Source organism: Pantoea sp. Ap-967, assembly GCF_011752565.1.
Classification (GTDB): Bacteria; Pseudomonadota; Gammaproteobacteria; order Pseudomonadales; family Pseudomonadaceae; genus Aquipseudomonas.
Genome location: NZ_VWXK01000012.1, coordinates 134,826 through 152,825, shown reverse-complemented (window position 1 = coordinate 152,825; position 18,000 = coordinate 134,826). Strand labels below are relative to the sequence as shown.

Genomic DNA, 18,000 nt, shown 5'->3' with positions numbered 1-18,000 from the left:
CGGATGGAAAAAAGGGCGACCCGCGCCGCCCTTTCATCTTTAGCGTTGCCGCATTAACCGAATGTTAATGCAGGCCCTGGATGTAGCTGGCCAAGGCATCGATATCGTGATTGCTCAAGCGCCCGGCAATCGTGCGCATGGTCATGGCGTCGCCGTCGTTGGTGCGGTTGCCCTCACGGAAGTCGGTGAGCTGCTTGGTCACGTACTGCGAGTGCTGGCCCCCCAGGTGCGGGAAGCCGGCCAGGGCGATGCCGGCGCCGTTGGGCGAATGGCAGCCGGTGCAGGCAGGCAGCTTGCGGTCCAGGTCGCCGCCGTTGAACAGCGCGCGGCCACGCTCGACCAGCTTGGGGTCGGCGGCGCCAACGCTGCCTTTCTGGCTGGAGAAATAGGCGGCGATATCGGCCAAATCCTGGTCATTGAAGTTGGCCAGCATGCCGGTCATCTCCAGCACGGTACGCTTGCCCGACTGGATGTCGTGCAATTGCTTTTCCAGGTAGCGCTGGCCCTGGCCGGCCAGTTTCGGGAAGTTTGGTGCCAGGCTGTTGCCGTCGGGGTTGTGGCAGGCACCACAAACGGCCGTCTTGGCCTGGCCAGCGGCGGCATCGCCTTTGATGGGGTCCGCAGCAGTGGCTGCACCTGCGACACCCAGGGTCAACAGCAGACTCACGACTAGTTTGTTCATCAGCTAATCCAACACGGCTAAGGGTGAAATGTTATGTATCGGGACTGCCACTCATCCAAAGGATGACCAAACGGTAGTCCTCGGCACTGCAGTCCATGCACAATCCACGCGGCGGCATAGCCTTGAAACCCTGGGTAACATGCACCAACAGCTGATCCATGCCTTGCGCCAGCCTTGGCTCCCATGCAGCCCGGTCACCCCTCTGGGGCGCCTGGGGCAACTGCCCGGCGTGACAAGCCGCACACGTGCGGTTGTACAACGCCTCGGGATCCTGTGTAGCCTGTGCGCTGAACATCGGCAGGAACACACCGACAGCTAGCAGCCATTTCGCCATGCGAAACGACCTGACAGGGTTGGGGGACGCGCTGCGTTCTGATGCGCGAGCTATTGTTCGACACCCCATGCCCGTTCCCCTTCGCTGGGAGAATGGGCACACAAAAACTGGGGCATTATATACTTCCGCCAACCAAACGGAAACGACACTGCTTGCCGGCCTAGGCGTTGGCAACACCCACATCGGATATCCCATGCAAGTCAAGAACCCCATCCTCGGCCTCTGCCAGAAAGCCAAATTCGCCCTCAGCGCTGCCAAGGTCGAACAATGCCCGGACGATCAGGGTTACGAGGTGGCTTTCGCCGGCCGTTCCAACGCCGGCAAGTCCAGCGCCCTCAACACCCTGACTCATGCCAGCCTGGCGCGTACCTCGAAAACCCCAGGGCGCACCCAGCTGTTGAATTTTTTCAGTCTGGACGATGAACGGCGTTTGGTCGACCTGCCGGGTTACGGTTATGCAAAAGTCCCGATTCCGCTCAAGCAGCACTGGCAGAAGCACCTGGAGGCCTACCTGGGCAGCCGCGAGTGCCTGCGTGGGGTGATCCTGATGATGGACACCCGCCACCCGATGACCGACTTCGACAAGATGATGCTCGACTGGGCCAAGGCCAGCGGCATGCCGATGCACATCCTGCTGACCAAGGCCGACAAGCTGACCCACGGCGCGGGCAAGAACACCTTGCTCAAGGTGCAGTCGGAAATCCGCAAGGGCTGGGGCGATGGCGTGACCATCCAACTGTTCTCGGCGCCCAAGCGCCTGGGCCTGGAAGAAGCCTACCGGGTGCTGGCCGACTGGATGGAACTGGAAGACAAGCCCGTCGCCTGAAGGCACCGCACTTCCGGTAGGAGCGAGCGTAGCTCGCGATGGGGCGCGCAGCGGCCCCAGGTTGTCAGCTTCGCGGCTGATGATGCCGGGGCTGCTTTGCAGCCCATCGCGAGCTGCGCTCGCTCCTACAGGGCCGGGTGATTAAGGGAGTGCCCCAGGTCAAATTCCGGGCAAAAAAAACCCCGGACTTCGTATGGGGAGGGGGAAGTTCGGGGTTCAAGTCTGGACCGCTAGGGCGGGGTCCAGGTATCTGCCAACACTTAACACAACATAGGAGCATCGAAAGGCTTCACCAGCCATTCAGTTACTCTGAGTTCCACTTCACCGGTTTAGTTCCGAAGCCCTCAAAACTATTTGCGATAGTTTCATGAAACTCCGGATCTAGTGGCATCGAGCCATGCCAGGATCCGCGTCACTACGCCGCAGATCCTACACAGCTTTCCCAGCTCAATCAGTGAGCTTCATCCCAATTCGCACCAACACCTACTTCGACCAGCAGCGGCACATCCAGTTTTGCGGCATTGCTCATGTGCTGGCGAATTTCATCTTTCACCTGCTCCAGCAGTTCCTCGCGCACCTCCAGCACCAGTTCGTCGTGCACCTGCAGGATCACCCGGGCGTCCAGGCCGCTGGCCTGCAGCCAGTTGTCCACATTGACCATGGCGCGCTTGATGATGTCGGCGGCCGTGCCCTGCATCGGCGCGTTGATCGCCGTGCGCTCGGCACCCTTGCGCAGGGCCGGGTTCTTGGCGTTGATGTCCGGCAGGTACAGGCGGCGGCCGAACAGGGTTTCGACGAAGCCCTGCTCGGCGGCCTGGGCGCGGGTGCGCTCCATGTAGGCCAGCACGCCTGGGTAACGGGCGAAGTAGCGGTCGATGTAGTCCTGGGACTGCTTGCGGTCGACGCCAATCTGCTTGGCCAGGCCAAAGGCACTCATGCCGTAGATCAAGCCGAAGTTGATGGCCTTGGCGCTGCGGCGCTGGTCGGTGGTGACGTTCTCCAGGGCCACGCCGAACACTTCGGCAGCGGTGGCGCGGTGCACGTCGAGGTCGTTGCGAAAAGCATGCAGCAGGCCTTCGTCCTTGGCCAGGTGGGCCATGATGCGCAGCTCGATCTGCGAGTAGTCCGCAGCCAGCAGTTTGTAGCCGGGGCTGGCGACGAAGGCCTGGCGAATGCGCCGGCCCTCGGCGGTCCGAATCGGGATGTTCTGCAGGTTCGGGTCGCTGGACGACAGGCGCCCGGTGGCCGCCACGGCCTGCTGGTAGGAAGTGTGGATACGCCCGGTGCGCGGGTTGATCTGGCCCGGCAGCTTGTCGGTGTAGGTGCTCTTGAGCTTGCTCAGGCTGCGGTACTGCATCAGCACTTCCGGCAGCGGGTAGCCCTGCAGGGCCAGGTCGTCGAGCACGGCTTCGGCGGTGGACGGCTGGCCTTTGGCAGTCTTGCTCAGCACCGGCATGCCCAGCTTGTCGTAAAGGATCGCGCCCAGCTGCTTGGGCGAACCCAGGTTGAACTCCTCGCCGGCCAGCGCGTAGGCACGCTGCTCCAGTTCGGCCATCTTCACGCCCAACTCGCCGCTTTGTACGTTCAGCAGCGCAGCGTCCACCAGCGCGCCTTGGCGCTCGATGCGCGCCAGCACCGGCACCAGCGGCATCTCGATGTCCATCAGCACCGGTTGCACGCTCGGCGTTTGCGCCAGGCGTGCCTGCAGCGCGTGGTGCAGGCGCAGGGTGATGTCGGCGTCTTCGGCCGCATACGGGCCGGCCTTGTCCAGGTGGATCTGGTTGAAGGTCAGCTGCTTGGCACCCTTGCCGGCGATGTCCTCGAAGGCGATGGTGCTGTGCTCCAGGTACTTCTGCGCCAGGCTGTCCATGTCGTGACGGGTGGCGGTGGAGTTGAACACATACGACTCCAGCATGGTGTCGTAGGCCACGCCACGCATGTCGATGGCCGGCGAGCCATTGGCCAGGATGTTGATGTCGTACTTGGCGTTCTGCCCGACCTTGGCCTTAGCCGGGTCTTCAAGCAAGGGCTTGAGGGCCAGCAGCACGGCCTCGCGGTCCAGCTGCTGGGGGGCACCTTCGTAATCGTGGGCCAGCGGTACGTAGGCCGCCTCATGCGGGTTGACCGCGAACGACAGGCCAACCAGTTGCGCCTGCTGGGCGTCGAGGCTGGTGGTTTCGGTGTCGAAGGCGAACAGCGGCGCCTGGCGCAGCTTTTCCAGCCAGGCGTCGAAACGGGCCTGGTCGAGAATGGTTTCGTAGGTGGGTTCCACAGGTGCAGCCGGTGCTTCAACGGGTGCCAGGTCACTGCCGGCCTTCACCGCGTCGCGCTGCACGTCGGCGATCCAGCTCTTGAACTCCATCTCGGTGTACAGCGCGAGCAGGGCTTCGCGGTCGGGCTCGCCGCACACCAGCGCCTCGACCTCCACATCCAGTGGCACGTCGCACTTGATGGTGGCCAGCTCGTAGGACAGGAACGCGGCATCACGGTGTTCCTGCAACTTGGCCGGCAGGGTCTTGGCGCCGCGAATGGCCAGGGTCGGCACCTTGTCGAGGTTGGCGTACAGGTCGCTGAGGCCTCCGCCGATACCGGTCAGCAGGCCCACCGCGGTTTTTTCGCCCACGCCCGGTACGCCCGGAATGTTGTCGACCTTGTCGCCCATCAAGGCCAGGAAGTCGATGATGTGCTCGGGGCCGACGCCGAATTTTTCGTGCACGCCGGCCACGTCCAGCACGCTGCCGGTCATGGTGTTGACCAGGGTCACGTGGCCGTCCACCAGCTGCGCCATGTCCTTGTCGCCGGTCGAGATGATAACCGGGCGGCCCTGGGTGGCGCTGCTGCGGGCCAGGGTGCCGATCACGTCATCGGCCTCCACCCCTTCCACGCACAGCAGTGGGTAGCCCAGTGCGCGCACGCTGGCGTGCAGTGGCTCTACCTGCACCCGCAGGTCGTCGGGCATGCTCGGGCGGTTGGCCTTGTAGTCGGCGTACAGGGTGTCGCGGAAGGTGCCGCCCTTGGCGTCGAACACCACGGCGAACAGGCTGTCGGGGTATTGCCGGCGCAGGCTCTTGAGCATGTTCAGCACCCCCTTGACCGCGCCGGTGGGCATGCCCTTGGAGGTGGTCAGTGGCGGCAGCGCGTGGAAGGCGCGGTAGAGGTAGGAGGAACCGTCCACCAGGACGAGAGGCGCTTGGCTCATGAGCAGAATCAACCTTTTCGGCGGGTCCGGAGCTAGAATAGCCGGATCAATGACGACAAAGGGACTAGGTTATCATGCGTACACTCAATCGCCTGTTAGTGCTGGGCCTGCTGGCCACCATGCCAGTCGTCACCCTGGCGGCGGAAGACGCCCCCTCGGCCGATCCCGAGGTGACCATTCGCACGGAAGGCGACAAGACCATCCAGGAATACCGCCAGAACGGCTTCCTGTATGCGATCAAGATTACGCCGAAAAACGGCAAGCCATATTTCCTGGTACGCGCCGATGGCTCTGATGGCAATTTCATTCGTTCCGACCAGCCGGACATGCTGATTCCGTCCTGGAAGATCTTCGAGTGGTAAGCTGACGCGCGCACCGTTCACATCAACCCGGCACTTCCCGGCGGAAGTGCCCGTATGGGCTTTTTTTCATCATGTCAGTCTTCACCCCCGTGACCCGGCCTGAGCTGGAAACCTTTCTGGCGCCGTACGAGCTGGGCCGTCTGCTCGACTTCCAGGGCATTGCCGCCGGTACCGAGAACAGCAACTTCTTCGTCAGCCTGGAAAAGGGTGAGTTCGTCCTGACGCTGGTCGAACGCGGCCCGGTCGAGGACATGCCGTTCTTCATCGAGCTGCTGGACGTGCTGCACGGCGCCGACATGCCGGTGCCCTACGCCCTGCGCGACCGCGACGGCAACGCCCTGCGCGAATTGTGCGGCAAGCCGGCGCTGCTGCAGCCTCGGCTGTCGGGCAAGCACATCAAGGCGCCCAACGCCCAGCACTGCGCCCAGGTGGGCGAGCTGCTGGCGCACATTCACCTGGCCACTCGCGAGCACATCATCGAGCGCCGCACCGACCGCGGCCTGGACTGGATGCTGGCCTCCGGCGCCGAGCTGCTGCCGCGCCTGAGCGGCGAGCAGGCTGCGCTGCTGCAGCCGGCACTGGCGGAAATCACCGCGCACAAGGCGCAGATCCTGGCCTTGCCACGGGCCAACCTGCATGCCGACCTGTTCCGCGACAACGTGATGTTCGAAGGCACCCACCTGACCGGCGTGATCGATTTCTACAACGCCTGCTCGGGCCCGATGCTGTATGACATCGCCATCACCGTGAACGACTGGTGCCTGGATGAGCACGGCGCAATCGATGTGCCACGGGCCCAGGCGCTGCTGGCGGCGTATGCCGCGCTGCGGCCGTTTACCGCGGCCGAAGCCGAGCTGTGGCCGGAAATGCTGCGGGTGGGTTGCGTGCGCTTCTGGCTGTCGCGCCTGATTGCCGCGGAATCGTTTGCCGGGATGGATGTGATGATCCATGACCCACGCGAGTTCGAGGTGCGCCTGGCGCAGCGCCAGCAGGTGGCTTTGCACCTACCATTTGCCCTTTGAACCGCATCGCGAGCTGCGCTCGCTCCTACCAGGCCACAATTCCCGGTAGGAGCGAGCGCAGCTCGCGAAAGGGCCGGAACAGGCTTACAACTGTTCCAGGCACCCGGCCAAATCACCCCCCAGCTTCTCAAGCAACCGCTCATACCCCTTGGCATCCACCGGGTCGGTGCCGCCCAAGGCATCCAGCTCGGCCAAGCGCACCGGCAAGCCAGCCGTCAACGTCTCGGCCAGGCGCGGGCGCAGCGGCGGCTCGCTGAACACGCAGGTCTTGCCCACTTCCATCAGGCGCTTGCGCATCGCCGCCACGTGCTGCGCGCCCGGTTGCACCTCCGAGGCCACGCTGAACACCCCGGTATGCTGCAGGCCATAAGCCGACTCAAAGTAATCGAACGCCTCGTGGAACACGAAGTACGGCTTGCCGGCAATACCCGCCACCCGCGCCTTGATGCGCGCATCCAGGCCGTCCATACGCGCACTGAACGCCTTCAGGTTGGCCTGGTAACGCGCCGCATTGGCAGGGTCCGCTGCCGCCAGGTCCGCGGCCATCTTCGCCGCGATCACCCGGGCGTTGAACGACGACAACCACAGGTGCGCATCCAGGCTGCCGGGGCGGTGGTCGTGGTCATGCTCGTCCTGGTCTGCCTCCTCGTGGGAATGGCTGTCCTCGCCGAAATGGCGCAGCTTCATGCCCGGCAGCGATTGCACGGCCACCGTCGGCTTGCTGCGGGTGCCCAGCACGCGGGGCAGGAAGTTCTCCATGTCCGGGCCAATCCAGTACAGCAGGTCGGCATCGCCCACCTTGCGCACGTCGGAGGGGCGCAGCGCATAGTGGTGCGGCGAGGCGCCCGGCGGCAGCAGCACGTCGGGGCTGCCGACACCGTCCTGCACGGCGGCGGCAATCTGTTGCAGGGGTTTGATACTGGTCAGCACACGCACGTCGGCCTGGGCCGAACAGGCGATGAAAGCGACAAAAAGCACTAGGAATCGGGACACGATCAATACTCGACTCGTCAGAAACAGGTAACATAATAACGTCTCCATCCAGAACCGTCGCCGCCCATATGTCCATTACGCCGCTGGCTCACCGTCCCCACGATCATTCCCATTGCGTGCACAGCGCCCTGGCTGAAGCCGAGGTGCTCTGTACCCGCCAAGGCCTGCGCCTGACCGCACTGCGCAAGCGCGTGCTGGAACTGGTGTGGCAGAGCCACAAGCCGCTGGGCGCCTACGACATCCTCGCCGTGCTCAGCGAACAGGACGGCCGCCGCGCCGCGCCGCCCACCGTATACCGTGCCCTGGACTTCCTGCTGGAAAACGGCCTGGTGCACCGCATCGCCTCGCTCAACGCCTTCATTGGCTGCAGCCACCCCGAGCACGTGCACCAAGGCCAGTTCCTGATCTGCCGTGAGTGCCATGTGGCCATCGAGCTGGAGCAGGACAGCATCAGCGACGCCATCGTCGCCAGCGCCAAGGGCGTGGGCTTCAGCGTCGAGTCGCAAACCGTGGAAATCGTCGGCCTGTGCGCCAACTGCCGGAGCGCGGCATGAGCGAGGCCCTGATCCGCCTTGAGCAGGTCGGCGTCACCTTTGGCGGCGAGGCGGTGCTCGACAGCATCGACCTGACGGTCGCCCCGGGCCAGATCGTCACCCTGATCGGCCCCAACGGTGCAGGCAAGACCACCCTGGTACGCGCCGTGCTCGGGCTGCTCAAGCCCCACCGCGGCACGGTGTGGCGCAAGCCGAAGCTGCGCATCGGCTACATGCCGCAAAAGATTCAGGTCGATGCCACGCTGCCGCTGTCGGTACTGCGCTTCCTGCGTCTGGTGCCCGGCGTAGACCGCGCGGCAGCCTTGTCGGCGCTGCAGGAAGTGGGCGCCGAGCAGGTTATCGACAGCCCGATCCAGACCATTTCCGGGGGCGAGATGCAGCGCGTGCTGCTGGCCCGGGCCTTGCTGCGCGAGCCGCAACTGCTGGTGCTCGACGAGCCGGTACAAGGGGTTGACGTAGTCGGCCAGACCGAGCTGTACAACCTCATCACCCGCCTGCGCGACCGCCACGGCTGCGGCGTGCTGATGGTTTCTCACGACCTGCACCTGGTGATGAGCGCTACCGACCAGGTGGTGTGCCTGAACCGTCACGTGTGCTGCTCGGGCCACCCCGAGCAGGTCAGCAACGACCCGGCGTTCGTCGAGCTGTTCGGCCAGAATGCGCCGAGCCTGGCGGTCTACCACCACCATCACGACCACAGCCACGACCTGCATGGCTCGGTCATCGCCCCTGGCACCCATGTTCACGGAGAGCACTGCAAGCATGGCTGATTTTCTTCTTTACGCCTTGCTTGCGGGTTTGTCCCTGGCAGTGGTGGCCGGCCCGCTCGGCTCCTTCGTGGTGTGGCGGCGCATGGCCTATTTCGGCGACACCCTGTCCCATGCCGCGCTGCTGGGCGTGGCCATGGGCTTCGTGCTGGATGTCAGCCCGGCGCTGGCGGTGACCGTGGGCTGCCTGCTGCTGGCGATCCTGCTGGTCACCCTGCAACAGCGCCAGCCGCTGGCCTCCGACACCCTGCTCGGCATCCTGGCCCCCAGCACCCTGTCGCTGGGCCTGGTGGTGCTGAGCTTCATGCACGATGTGCGCATCGACCTGATGGCCTACCTGTTCGGTGACCTGCTGGCCATCAGCACCACCGACCTTGCCTGGATCCTCGGCGGCAGTGCCCTGGTGTTGCTGCTGCTGGCGGCGCTGTGGCGGCCGCTGCTGGCGATTACCGTGCATGAGGAGCTGGCCATGGTCGAAGGCCTGCCGGTGGCGGGCCTGCGCATGGCGCTGATGCTGCTGATTGCCGTGGTGATCGCGGTGGCGATGAAGATCGTCGGGGTGCTGCTGATTACCTCGCTGCTGATCATTCCCGCCGCTGCGGCGCAGCGTCACGCCCGCTCGCCCGAGCAGATGGCGCTGGGTGCCAGCCTGCTCGGGATTGCCGCCGTGTGCGGCGGCCTTGCCATGTCCTGGTTCAAGGACACCCCCGCCGGGCCATCGATCGTGGTCTGCGCGGCGGTGCTATTCTTGCTGAGCCTGGCCCTGCCAAAACGCTGAAAACCGGGGTGTGCGCAGGCACACCCTGCAACCTTTTCACGGGTAAAGGGTCTGTAAGACCTGTTTTCGAGCGTGCGCACCTGGGTGTAGACTTGCTCGCTTTTTGCGCAAATAGAGAGTCGCAGGAATGAAGCCGTTCGCATCCCGTTATCTGCTTGTTGCCGCGTTTTCCCTGTTCCTGGCCGCTTGCTCCAGTGCGCCGGTGGAACAGGCCGATGCACCTGCCCAAGCCGATGCCTGGCAGCAGCTGCAACAGAGTATCGCCAGCAACGAGCTGGCCACCGCCGAAGACCAACTGGCCACCCTGCAGGCGCAGTCGCCCGGCGACGCCCGCCTGGAGCCCTATCAGCGCCAGCTCGCCGAGGCCTATCTGCAACGCAGCCAGATCGTGCTGCAGAAGGGCGATGTCAACGCCGCCGCCACGGCCCTGGCCCGCGCCCGTGCACTGATGCCACAGGCGCCGGCGGTAACCGGTGGCGATGCCGTGTCCCAGGCGCGCAAGGCCGAGCTGGAGAAAGCCGAGGCGGCATTGAAGGCTGCCGAGGCCAAGCCCCAGGCCCGGGTGATCGACCCGACCGCGCCAAGCACCGTGGTGGCGCTGAAAACCACCGACATCCGCGCAATGCGCCGCCAGCTCGACGAAATTGCCAAGGACGTGGTGAATTACCAGTGTGACGTGGTGTTCCAGGTGCCACGGACACAGGATGCGCCGTGGCTGAAAAGCCTGCTGGAGAAGCGCGTGCACAAGCTCGATGGCGATTTCAAGCTGAAGCAGAAGCATGAGATTCAGCGCTCGATGCCGGCCCAGGTGGTTCTGGTTCCGCATCAGCGTTAAGGCCCTCATCGCGACCTAGCGGTCGCTCCTACCGCTATCCTCCTGGTAGGAGCGACCGCCAGGTCGCGATGGGCTGCCGAGCAGCCCTTAGGCTGGCACCGCCTCCGCCGCTGCCTCCCGCTCCCAAACCCGATGCCCCTCCACGGCTTTGACAAAGGCATCCACGCTCTTCTGCTCATCCCCCAGCAGCAGCCCCTTGTCCTCCTTGAGCCCCAGCCCGTTCAACAGATCCTTGGTCAACACCATCGCCTTCAGGTGCTTGTACCCTTCCAACAGAAAATGCTTGGCCAACCCGCTCGAAGCCAGGGCCTTGTCCACCCCCTTGGGCACCACGATCCCGTCGAACATCACCGACGGCATCCCCTCCATCGACGCATCCACCGCCAAGGCCTTGCCATCTGCCGCCTTCACCGGCGCCGAGGTCGGCCCCAACAGCATCGGCCTGGCGCTTTCGGCTTCCAGCGCCTTCACCAGCGTATCGACGCTACCGCTGTCCACGCCATCGGCCACCAGCAGGGCGATCTTGCGCCCCTTGATGCCCACATCCCCCGGGTGGTTCATCTGGCTCAAGGCCTTGGACTTCGCGGGTTTGCCACCTTTCACCTTGACCGTACCCTGCTTCGGCGCGGGCAGCCCCAGGTTGCCCGCCACCGCCGCCGCCAGCTTCAGGTCGATGTTGGCCAGAATCTCGTCAACCACCCGCTGGCGAATGTGCTCGCGCTCCACCTTGCCCAGCTCGAAGCTGTAGGCCTTGATGATGTGCTGCTGCTCGGTCGGGCTCATGCTGTGGAAGAACAGCTGCGCCTGGGAGAAGTGGTCGCCGAACGACTCGCTGCGCTGGCGGATCTTGTGCGCGTCGATGCGCTCCTGGTAGCTCTCGAAGCCACCATCCTGGGCGGCAGGCGGCGTTTCCCGGGGCCAGCCGCCATCGATGGAATTGGGCTCGTAGGAAGCCCGGCCCTTGTCGATGGTCATGCGGTGCATGGCATCGCGCTGGCTGCTGTGGTTCGGCGCCACCGGCCGGTTGATCGGGATTTCATGGAAGTTCGGCCCACCCAGGCGGCTGATCTGCGTGTCGGTGTAGGAGAACAACCGGCCCTGCAGCAGCGGGTCGTTGGTGAAATCGATGCCCGGCACGATATGGCCCGGGCAGAAGGCCACCTGCTCGGTTTCGGCAAAGAAATTGTCTGGGTTGCGGTTGAGCACCATCTTGCCCAGCTTGGTCACCGGCACCAGCTCCTCGGGAATCAGCTTGGTCGGGTCGAGCAGGTCGAAGTCGTACTTGTGCTCATCGGCCTCGGGCACGATCTGCACGCCCAGCTCCCACTCGGGGTAGTCGCCGGTTTCGATGGCGTCCCACAGGTCGCGGCGGTGGTAGTCGGTGTCCTTGCCCGCCAGCTTCTGCGCCTCGTCCCACAGCACCGAATGCACGCCCTGGCGCGGCTTCCAGTGGAACTTGACGAAGCTGGCCACGCCCTGGGCATTGATCAGGCGGAAGGTGTGCACGCCAAAGCCTTCCATCATCCGCAGGCTGCGCGGGATGGCGCGGTCGGACATGGCCCAGATCACCATGTGCGCCGACTCCGGCACCAGTGAAACGAAGTCCCAGAAGGTGTCGTGGGCCGAGCCGCCGGTGGGCATCTCGTTGTGCGGTTCAGGCTTCACGGCGTGCACGAAATCGGGAAACTTGATCGCATCCTGAATGAAGAACACCGGCATGTTGTTGCCAACCAGGTCGAAATTGCCTTCATCGGTATAGAACTTCACGGCAAACCCGCGCACATCACGCACTGTGTCACCTGAACCCCGGGGGCCCTGCACGGTGGAAAAGCGCACGAACACCGGGGTGATCTTCTCCGGGTCTTGCAGGAAACCCGCCTTGGTCAGCTCGGCATGGCAGCCGTAGCTCTGGAAGTAGCCGTGGGCACCGGTGCCGCGGGCATGCACGATACGCTCGGGGATGCGCTCATGGTCGAAGTGGGTGATCTTCTCGCGCATGATGAAGTCTTCGAGCAGCGACGGCCCGCGCGCGCCCGCCTTGAGGCTATTCTGGTTGTCGGCGATCTTCACCCCGTGGTTGGTGCGCAGCGCCTGGCCGGTGGCATCGCTGCGAAACGCCTCCAGGCTCTGCAACTTGGCATTGGTGTTGGCCCGGTCAGGGGTCTGGGTACCGGCGGCCTCGCTGTGCTTGGGCGCGTCCGTGGGTTTGTTCGGCATGGTCGGCTCTCCTCATCAGTCTTCAGGCGTGCCCTCGAAGGGCTTGTGCAAGTAGTGACTGGAGGGCTTTGCCGAGCGTTCAATCAGGATTACCGGCTGTCGCGTTATGCCCGAAGGATTGGAGCATTACGAAATAAATGCTAAGAACAGCTATGGGAAAAGGCTAAAATGCGCGACCCCAGCTAACCGCTGACCCCCATTCCATGCGCCCCACAAGGTTCGCTACGTGATCGAGTTCCAACAGGTACATAAAACCTACCGCGTTGCCGGTAGGGAAATCCCCGCACTGAATCCGACAACCCTGACCATCGAAAACGGCCAGGTGTTCGGCCTGATCGGCCATTCCGGCGCGGGCAAAAGCACCATGCTGCGCCTGATAAACCGCCTGGAAGAACCCTCCGGCGGCAAGATCATCGTCGACGGCGAAGACGTCACCGCCTTCAACGCCAACCAACTGCGCGGCTTCCGCCAGCAGGTCGGGATGATTTTCCAGCACTTCAACCTGCTGGCCTCCAAGACCGTCGCCGACAACGTCGCCTTGCCGCTGACCCTCGCCGGCGAGCTGTCGCGCAGCGAAATCGACAAGCGCGTCACCGAGCTGCTGGCCCGCGTAGGCCTGCAGGACCACGCGAAGAAGTACCCGGCCCAGCTCTCCGGCGGCCAGAAGCAGCGCGTCGGCATTGCCCGCGCCCTGTCCACCAACCCGAAGATCCTGCTGTGCGACGAGGCCACCAGCGCCCTCGACCCGCAAACCACGGCATCGGTGCTGCAACTGCTGGCCGAGATCAACCGTGAGCTGAAGCTGACCATCGTGCTGATCACCCACGAGATGGACGTGATCCGCCGGGTCTGCGACCGCGTGGCCGTGATGGACGCAGGGCAGATCGTCGAGCAAGGCTCGGTGGCCGAGGTGTTCCTGCACCCGCAGCACCCCACCACCAAGCGCTTCGTGCAGGAAGACGAGCAGGTCGACGAAGGCGAACAGCGCGACGACTTCGCCCACGTGCCGGGGCGCATCGTGCGCCTGACCTTCCAGGGCGACGCCACCTACGCGCCGCTGCTGGGCACCGTGGCCCGTGAAACCGGCGTGGACTACAGCATCCTCGCCGGGCGTATCGACCGTATCAAGGATGTCCCCTATGGCCAGCTCACCCTCGCCTTGATTGGCGGTGACATGGAAGCGGCGTTCGCCCGCTTCAAGGCAGCTGACGTACATATGGAGGTACTGCGTTGATGGACGCCCTGAATTTCTTCGCCAACGTCGACTGGGCCGAAATCTGGCTGGCCACCGGCGATACCCTGATCATGCTGTTCGGCTCGCTGCTGTTCACCGTGCTGCTCGGCCTGCCGCTGGGCGTGCTGTTGTTCCTGTGCGGGCCACGCCAGATGTTCGAACAGAAGGGCGTTTACGCGCTGCTGTCGCTGGTGGTGAACATCCTGCGCTCGCTGCCGTTCATCATCCTGCTGATCGTGATGATCCCGTTCACCGTGCTGATTACCGGCACCTCCCTGGGCGTTGCCGGCGCCATCCCGCCACTGGTGGTGGGTGCCACGCCATTCTTCGCGCGCCTGGTGGAAACCGCCCTGCGCGAAGTGGACCGCGGCATCATCGAAGCGACCCAGTCGATGGGCGCCACAACCCGCCAGATCATCACCAGCGCGCTGCTGCCTGAGGCCCGCCCGGGCATCTTCGCGGCCATCACCGTCACTGCCATCACCCTGGTGTCGTACACCGCCATGGCCGGTGTGGTCGGTGCCGGCGGCCTGGGCGACCTGGCGATCCGCTTCGGTTACCAGCGTTTCCAGACCGACGTGATGATCGTCACCGTGGTGTTGCTGCTGGTGCTGGTGCAAGTGCTGCAGAGCGTTGGCGACAAACTGGTCGTGCATTTTTCCCGTAAGTAACCCCAATGGGGTCGGCCCGGCCGACCCGTTCGGGGGCCGTCGCGGCCCTCACAAGGAGTGATCAATGAAGAAGCTGCTTGCTGTTGTCGCCGCTGTCGCGGCCTTTTCGGCCAACGCTGCCGAAACCCTGAGCGTTGCCGCCACCCCGGTGCCGCACGCCGAAATCCTCAACTTCGTCAAACCACAGCTGGCCAAAGAAGGCGTGGACCTGAAGGTGAAGGAGTTCACCGACTACATCCAGCCAAACGTGCAGGTGGCCGAAAAACGCCTGGACGCCAACTTCTTCCAGCACCAGCCGTACCTGGATGAGTTCAACAAGGCCAAGGGCACCGACCTGGTGAGCGTCGCCGGCGTGCACATCGAGCCGCTGGGCGTGTACTCGACCAAGATCAAGAAGCTCGACGAGCTGCCGTCCGGCGCCACCGTGGTCATCCCCAACGACGCCACCAACGGCGGCCGCGCCCTGCTGCTGCTGGACAAGGCCGGTGTGATCAAGCTCAAGGACAACAAGAACATCCTGTCCACCGTGAAGGATGTTGCCGAGAACCCGAAGAACGTCAAATTCCGTGAGCTGGAAGCGGCCACCATCCCGCGCGTGCTGACTCAGGTCGATGCGGCCCTGATCAACACCAACTACGCGCTGGAAGCCAAGCTGAACCCGGAAAAGGACGCCCTGGCCATTGAAGGCAGCGACTCGCCCTACGTGAACATCCTGGTCGCCCGCCCGGACAACAAGGATTCCGATGCCATCAAGAAGCTGGTATCGGCGCTGCACTCGCCTGAGGTGAAGCAGTTCATTATCGAGAAGTACAAGGGCGCTGTGGTTCCGGCGTTCTAAGCAAACCATCGCGAGCTGCGCTCGCTCCTACCGGAAATCGCAATCCCTTGTAGGAGCGAGCGCAGCTCGCGATTGCGCCGCGCACGCGGCGCTCAATCCCGCTTCACAAGCCCCGGCAACTGCGCCACCAGCTTCTGGTTGTTGAACGGCGCACGAATGAACCCGCGCTGGCGCCCATCCGGCCCGATGATCGCCAGATTGCCGCTGTGATCCACGGTATACCCAGGCTTGCTGGTATCGGCCGGAATGAAGGGAATGCTCAAGGCATTGGCCAACTTCTGGGTATCCTCGATCGACCCCGCCACCCCCACGAAATCCTTGTCGAAATAGCCCAGGTACTGCTTGAGCTGGTTCGGCGTGTCGCGGTTCGGGTCCACGCTCACCAGCACTACCTGCAGGCGGTCCACGGCGTCCTTGGGCAGCTCGCTCTTCACCTGGCGCAATTGGGCCAGGGTGGTCGGGCAGATGTCCGGGCAATAGGTGTAGCCGAAGAACAGCAACGACCATTTGCCCTTGAGCTCATCCATCCGCACCGGCTGGCCGTCCTGGTTGGTCATGCTCACATCGGCCACGGTGCGGCTCTGCGGCAAAAGAATGATGCCGGCATCGATCAGCTCGGTAGGGTTGAGCTGGCCACGGCCACTGAGCACCTTGTTGACGGTCAGGCCCATGATCAGCGCGACCAGGGCAACGAGGATGAAGACGGTTTTCTGGGTTCGGGTCATAGGTTCAGCAACAGGTAGTGGTCAACGAGCAACGCGATGAACAGCGCGAACAGGTAGCCAATAGAGTACTTGAAGGTGCCGATCGCCGCGTGCGGCCGGCTGCCACGGTACAACACCCAGGCCCATTGCAGGAAGCGCAGGCCCAACGCCAGGGCACAGCCCAGGTACAGCGGGCCGCTCATGTGGATGGCGTAGGGCAGCAGGCTCACCGCCAGTAATATCAGGCTGTACAGCAGGATATGCAGCTTGGTGTAGCGCTCGCCATGGGTCACCGGCAGCATCGGGATATCGGCCTTGGCGTACTCCTCCTTGCGGTGAATGGCCAGGGCCCAGAAGTGCGGTGGCGTCCAGGCGAAGATAATCAACACCAGCAGCAACGGCTCGGCGCTGACGTGCCCGCTTACCGCCACCCAGCCCAGCAGCGGCGGCGCGGCGCCAGCCAGGCCGCCGATCACGATGTTCTGCGGCGTGGCGCGCTTGAGAAAGCCGGTGTAGAGCACCGCATAGCCCAGCAGCGAGGCCAACGTCAGCCAGGCGGTGAGGGCATTGGTGAACGCCAGCAGCAAGGCCAGGCCCACCACCGCCAGGGCCAGGGCGAACAACAGGGCCGGCAATGGCTCGACCCGGCCCTGGGCCAGCGGGCGCTTGCGGGTACGCGCCATCAGCGCGTCGATACGCCGGTCCACCACATGGTTGACCACCGCCGCGCCGCCCGCGCACAGGGCGATGCCCAGGTTGCCGAACAGCAGCACGCTCCAGCTCACCCCGGCGCGGGTCGCCAGGAACATGCCCACCAGTGAAGTGATCAGCATCAGCACTACCACCTTGGGCTTGGTCAGCTCCAGGTAGTCGCGCCAGCCGGCCCGCCGCGCCGTTAGAAGCGTCGCCACGTATCGTTCCTCATGTGATGGGTCAGCTCAACGCCGGCCACCGGCCGCAGCCGCCAGCCCTGGCCGATGCCGACACGTACCTTGTCGACCACACGGATGCGGTAGTTCACCAGCACCATGCACAGCAGCAGCAGTGCACCACCGGCGTTGTGCGCCACGGCCACGGCCAGCGGCAGGTGCAGCAACACGTTGCTGATGCCCAGGCCCACCTGCAGCGCCAATGCCAGCAGCACCAGGCGCGCCAGGCCCGTGAGGCCACAGCGGTGCAGCTTCCAGCTGAGCATCAGCAGCACACAGGTCACCAGCAACGCCCCCAGGCGGTGGCTCAGGTGGATGGCCGTGCGCGCATCGCTGTCCAGCTGCCCGCCCAGGTAGTTGGGGCCGACGTGCTGGGTCAGGTGAAAGCCGTTGCTGAAGTCCGCTGCCGGCCACCATTGGCCATGGCAGGTTGGCAGGTCGATGCAGGCCACTGCCGCGTAATTGGCACTGACCCAGCCGCCCAACGCGACCTGCCCGATCACCACCAGCAGCGCCAGGGCGGCAATCCTGCGCAGGCTCAAGGGCAGTTTCGGCAAGGGCGCAAAGGCCCGGGATAGACGCAGGGATAACAGGAACAGCAGGCTCAAGGTGGTGAAGCCACCCAACAAGTGCGCGGTGACCACCTGCGGCCACAGCTTCAGGGTAACCGTCCACATGCCAAAGGCCGCCTGGGCCAGCACCACGCCCAGCAGCAACACCGGCAGCCGGTAGGGTTGGCCGTCGCGGGCGTGGCGGCGCAGCGCCTGCACGGCGAGCAGGGCGATCAGCACGGCCAGGGTGCCGGCGAAATAACGGTGGACCATTTCCGCCCAGCCCTTGGCTTGCTCCACCGGGTGGTCGGGGAAATGCAGCTCGGCATGGGCCAGCTGCGCCTCACCCTTGGGCACGCTGATGAAGCCGTAGCAGCCCGGCCAGTCGGGGCAGCCAAGGCCGGCGTGGGTCAGGCGGGTGTAGGCCCCGAGCAGGACGACCAGCAGGGCCAGCGAAGTGGCGAACACAGCAAGGCGAAATCCAGGTCTGGCCATGGCAGGCTC

General features: G+C 64.4%; 17 protein-coding genes and 1 pseudogene. 10 read left to right on the top strand and 8 right to left on the bottom strand.

Translation table 11 applies throughout. The annotated features are described in order from the left end of the window. Positions 1–64 precede the first annotated feature (64 nt). Positions 65–682 carry a cytochrome c gene (locus F3J45_RS15170; protein WP_167063921.1) on the bottom strand — a complete coding sequence of 206 codons (618 nt, stop codon included), beginning with the start codon at positions 680–682 and terminating at the stop codon, positions 65–67. Between the two features lie 31 nt (positions 683–713). Beyond that, complete coding sequence (locus F3J45_RS15165; protein ID WP_240164614.1) at positions 714–977, bottom strand: cytochrome c5 family protein; 264 nt, start codon at positions 975–977, stop codon at positions 714–716. A 232-nt stretch (positions 978–1,209) separates the two neighbouring features. Here F3J45_RS15165 and yihA point away from each other — a divergent pair, with 232 nt between their 5' ends. Continuing rightward, a complete protein-coding gene (yihA, locus tag F3J45_RS15160; RefSeq protein ID WP_167063915.1) occupies positions 1,210–1,842 on the top strand; it encodes a ribosome biogenesis GTP-binding protein YihA/YsxC in 633 nt (210 codons plus the stop codon). A gap of 451 nt (positions 1,843–2,293) precedes the next feature. Here yihA and polA read toward each other — a convergent pair whose 3' ends face one another. After that, complete coding sequence (polA, locus tag F3J45_RS15155; RefSeq protein ID WP_370526385.1) at positions 2,294–5,050, bottom strand: DNA polymerase I; 2,757 nt, start codon at positions 5,048–5,050, stop codon at positions 2,294–2,296. Positions 5,051–5,115: 65 nt separating this feature from the next. Here polA and F3J45_RS15150 point away from each other — a divergent pair, with 65 nt between their 5' ends. After that, positions 5,116–5,403, top strand: coding sequence for a DUF2782 domain-containing protein (locus tag F3J45_RS15150; RefSeq protein ID WP_167063909.1), 288 nt, complete (start codon positions 5,116–5,118; stop codon positions 5,401–5,403). Between the two features lie 71 nt (positions 5,404–5,474). Further along, positions 5,475–6,425 carry a homoserine kinase gene (locus F3J45_RS15145; protein ID WP_167063906.1) on the top strand — a complete coding sequence of 317 codons (951 nt, stop codon included), beginning with the start codon at positions 5,475–5,477 and terminating at the stop codon, positions 6,423–6,425. A gap of 84 nt (positions 6,426–6,509) precedes the next feature. Here F3J45_RS15145 and F3J45_RS15140 read toward each other — a convergent pair whose 3' ends face one another. After that, the gene (locus F3J45_RS15140; protein WP_205300527.1) at positions 6,510–7,418 is read right to left on the bottom strand and encodes a metal ABC transporter solute-binding protein, Zn/Mn family; all 909 of its coding nucleotides are present in this window, start codon (positions 7,416–7,418) and stop codon (positions 6,510–6,512) included. A 68-nt stretch (positions 7,419–7,486) separates the two neighbouring features. On the opposite strand from F3J45_RS15140, the gene zur reads away from it, so the two are divergent. From zur to F3J45_RS15120, 4 genes are all read left to right on the top strand, one after another. After that, a complete protein-coding gene (zur, locus tag F3J45_RS15135; RefSeq protein ID WP_167063900.1) occupies positions 7,487–7,972 on the top strand; it encodes a zinc uptake transcriptional repressor Zur in 486 nt (161 codons plus the stop codon). After that, a complete protein-coding gene (znuC, locus tag F3J45_RS15130) occupies positions 7,969–8,742 on the top strand; it encodes a zinc ABC transporter ATP-binding protein ZnuC (RefSeq protein WP_167063898.1) in 774 nt (257 codons plus the stop codon). Before zur ends, znuC begins: the two co-directional genes overlap by 4 nt. Beyond that, entirely contained in the window at positions 8,735–9,517 is a 783-nt protein-coding gene (gene znuB, locus F3J45_RS15125; RefSeq protein WP_167063895.1) for a zinc ABC transporter permease subunit ZnuB, read from the top strand. The genes znuC and znuB overlap by 8 nt, the downstream gene beginning before the upstream one ends. A gap of 127 nt (positions 9,518–9,644) precedes the next feature. Then, positions 9,645–10,352, top strand: a complete 708-nt coding sequence (locus F3J45_RS15120) for a PA5502 family lipoprotein (protein WP_167063892.1) — start codon at positions 9,645–9,647, stop codon at positions 10,350–10,352. A gap of 87 nt (positions 10,353–10,439) precedes the next feature. On the opposite strand, the pseudogene katE reads toward F3J45_RS15120, so the two are convergent. Further along, positions 10,440–12,578: pseudogene (katE, locus tag F3J45_RS15115) on the bottom strand (catalase HPII); the annotation flags it as partial. Between the two features lie 217 nt (positions 12,579–12,795). Between katE and F3J45_RS15110 the strand changes: the two are divergent. The 3 genes from F3J45_RS15110 (at position 12,796) to F3J45_RS15100 (ending at position 15,312) form a co-directional block, all read left to right on the top strand. Continuing rightward, complete coding sequence (locus F3J45_RS15110; protein WP_167063885.1) at positions 12,796–13,803, top strand: methionine ABC transporter ATP-binding protein; 1,008 nt, start codon at positions 12,796–12,798, stop codon at positions 13,801–13,803. Then, the gene (locus tag F3J45_RS15105) at positions 13,800–14,474 is read left to right on the top strand and encodes a methionine ABC transporter permease (protein WP_240158399.1); all 675 of its coding nucleotides are present in this window, start codon (positions 13,800–13,802) and stop codon (positions 14,472–14,474) included. The genes F3J45_RS15110 and F3J45_RS15105 overlap by 4 nt, the downstream gene beginning before the upstream one ends. 64 nt (positions 14,475–14,538) lie before the next feature. Further along, complete coding sequence (locus F3J45_RS15100; RefSeq protein ID WP_167063879.1) at positions 14,539–15,312, top strand: MetQ/NlpA family ABC transporter substrate-binding protein; 774 nt, start codon at positions 14,539–14,541, stop codon at positions 15,310–15,312. 92 nt (positions 15,313–15,404) lie between these two features. Here the strand turns inward: F3J45_RS15100 and F3J45_RS15095 are convergent, their stop codons facing one another. From F3J45_RS15095 to F3J45_RS15085, 3 genes are read right to left on the bottom strand one after another with little or no spacing between them, the layout of a single operon-like run. Further along, positions 15,405–16,037 (bottom strand): SCO family protein, encoded by a 633-nt coding sequence (locus F3J45_RS15095; protein WP_167063876.1) that lies wholly within the window; start codon positions 16,035–16,037, stop codon positions 15,405–15,407. Further along, the gene (gene cyoE, locus F3J45_RS15090) at positions 16,034–16,927 is read right to left on the bottom strand and encodes a heme o synthase (RefSeq protein ID WP_167063873.1); all 894 of its coding nucleotides are present in this window, start codon (positions 16,925–16,927) and stop codon (positions 16,034–16,036) included. Before cyoE ends, F3J45_RS15095 begins: the two co-directional genes overlap by 4 nt. Further along, positions 16,912–17,991 (bottom strand): heme A synthase, encoded by a 1,080-nt coding sequence (locus F3J45_RS15085; protein WP_167063870.1) that lies wholly within the window; start codon positions 17,989–17,991, stop codon positions 16,912–16,914. The genes cyoE and F3J45_RS15085 overlap by 16 nt, the downstream gene beginning before the upstream one ends. Positions 17,992–18,000 lie beyond the last annotated feature (9 nt).

Excerpts from the sequence above, each read along its gene's own strand:
- F3J45_RS15170 (WP_167063921.1), bottom strand. The coding sequence starts at position 682 with ATGAACAAACTAGTCGTGAGTCTGCTGTTGACCCTGGGTGTCGCAGGT.
- F3J45_RS15165 (WP_240164614.1), bottom strand. The coding sequence starts at position 977 with ATGTTCAGCGCACAGGCTACACAGGATCCCGAGGCGTTGTACAACCGC.
- yihA (WP_167063915.1), top strand. The coding sequence starts at position 1,210 with ATGCAAGTCAAGAACCCCATCCTCGGCCTCTGCCAGAAAGCCAAATTC.
- F3J45_RS15150 (WP_167063909.1), top strand. The coding sequence starts at position 5,116 with ATGCGTACACTCAATCGCCTGTTAGTGCTGGGCCTGCTGGCCACCATG.
- F3J45_RS15145 (WP_167063906.1), top strand. The coding sequence starts at position 5,475 with ATGTCAGTCTTCACCCCCGTGACCCGGCCTGAGCTGGAAACCTTTCTG.
- zur (WP_167063900.1), top strand. The coding sequence starts at position 7,487 with ATGTCCATTACGCCGCTGGCTCACCGTCCCCACGATCATTCCCATTGC.
- znuC (WP_167063898.1), top strand. The coding sequence starts at position 7,969 with ATGAGCGAGGCCCTGATCCGCCTTGAGCAGGTCGGCGTCACCTTTGGC.
- znuB (WP_167063895.1), top strand. The coding sequence starts at position 8,735 with ATGGCTGATTTTCTTCTTTACGCCTTGCTTGCGGGTTTGTCCCTGGCA.
- F3J45_RS15120 (WP_167063892.1), top strand. The coding sequence starts at position 9,645 with ATGAAGCCGTTCGCATCCCGTTATCTGCTTGTTGCCGCGTTTTCCCTG.
- F3J45_RS15100 (WP_167063879.1), top strand. The coding sequence starts at position 14,539 with ATGAAGAAGCTGCTTGCTGTTGTCGCCGCTGTCGCGGCCTTTTCGGCC.
- F3J45_RS15095 (WP_167063876.1), bottom strand. The coding sequence starts at position 16,037 with ATGACCCGAACCCAGAAAACCGTCTTCATCCTCGTTGCCCTGGTCGCG.
- F3J45_RS15085 (WP_167063870.1), bottom strand. The coding sequence starts at position 17,991 with ATGGCCAGACCTGGATTTCGCCTTGCTGTGTTCGCCACTTCGCTGGCC.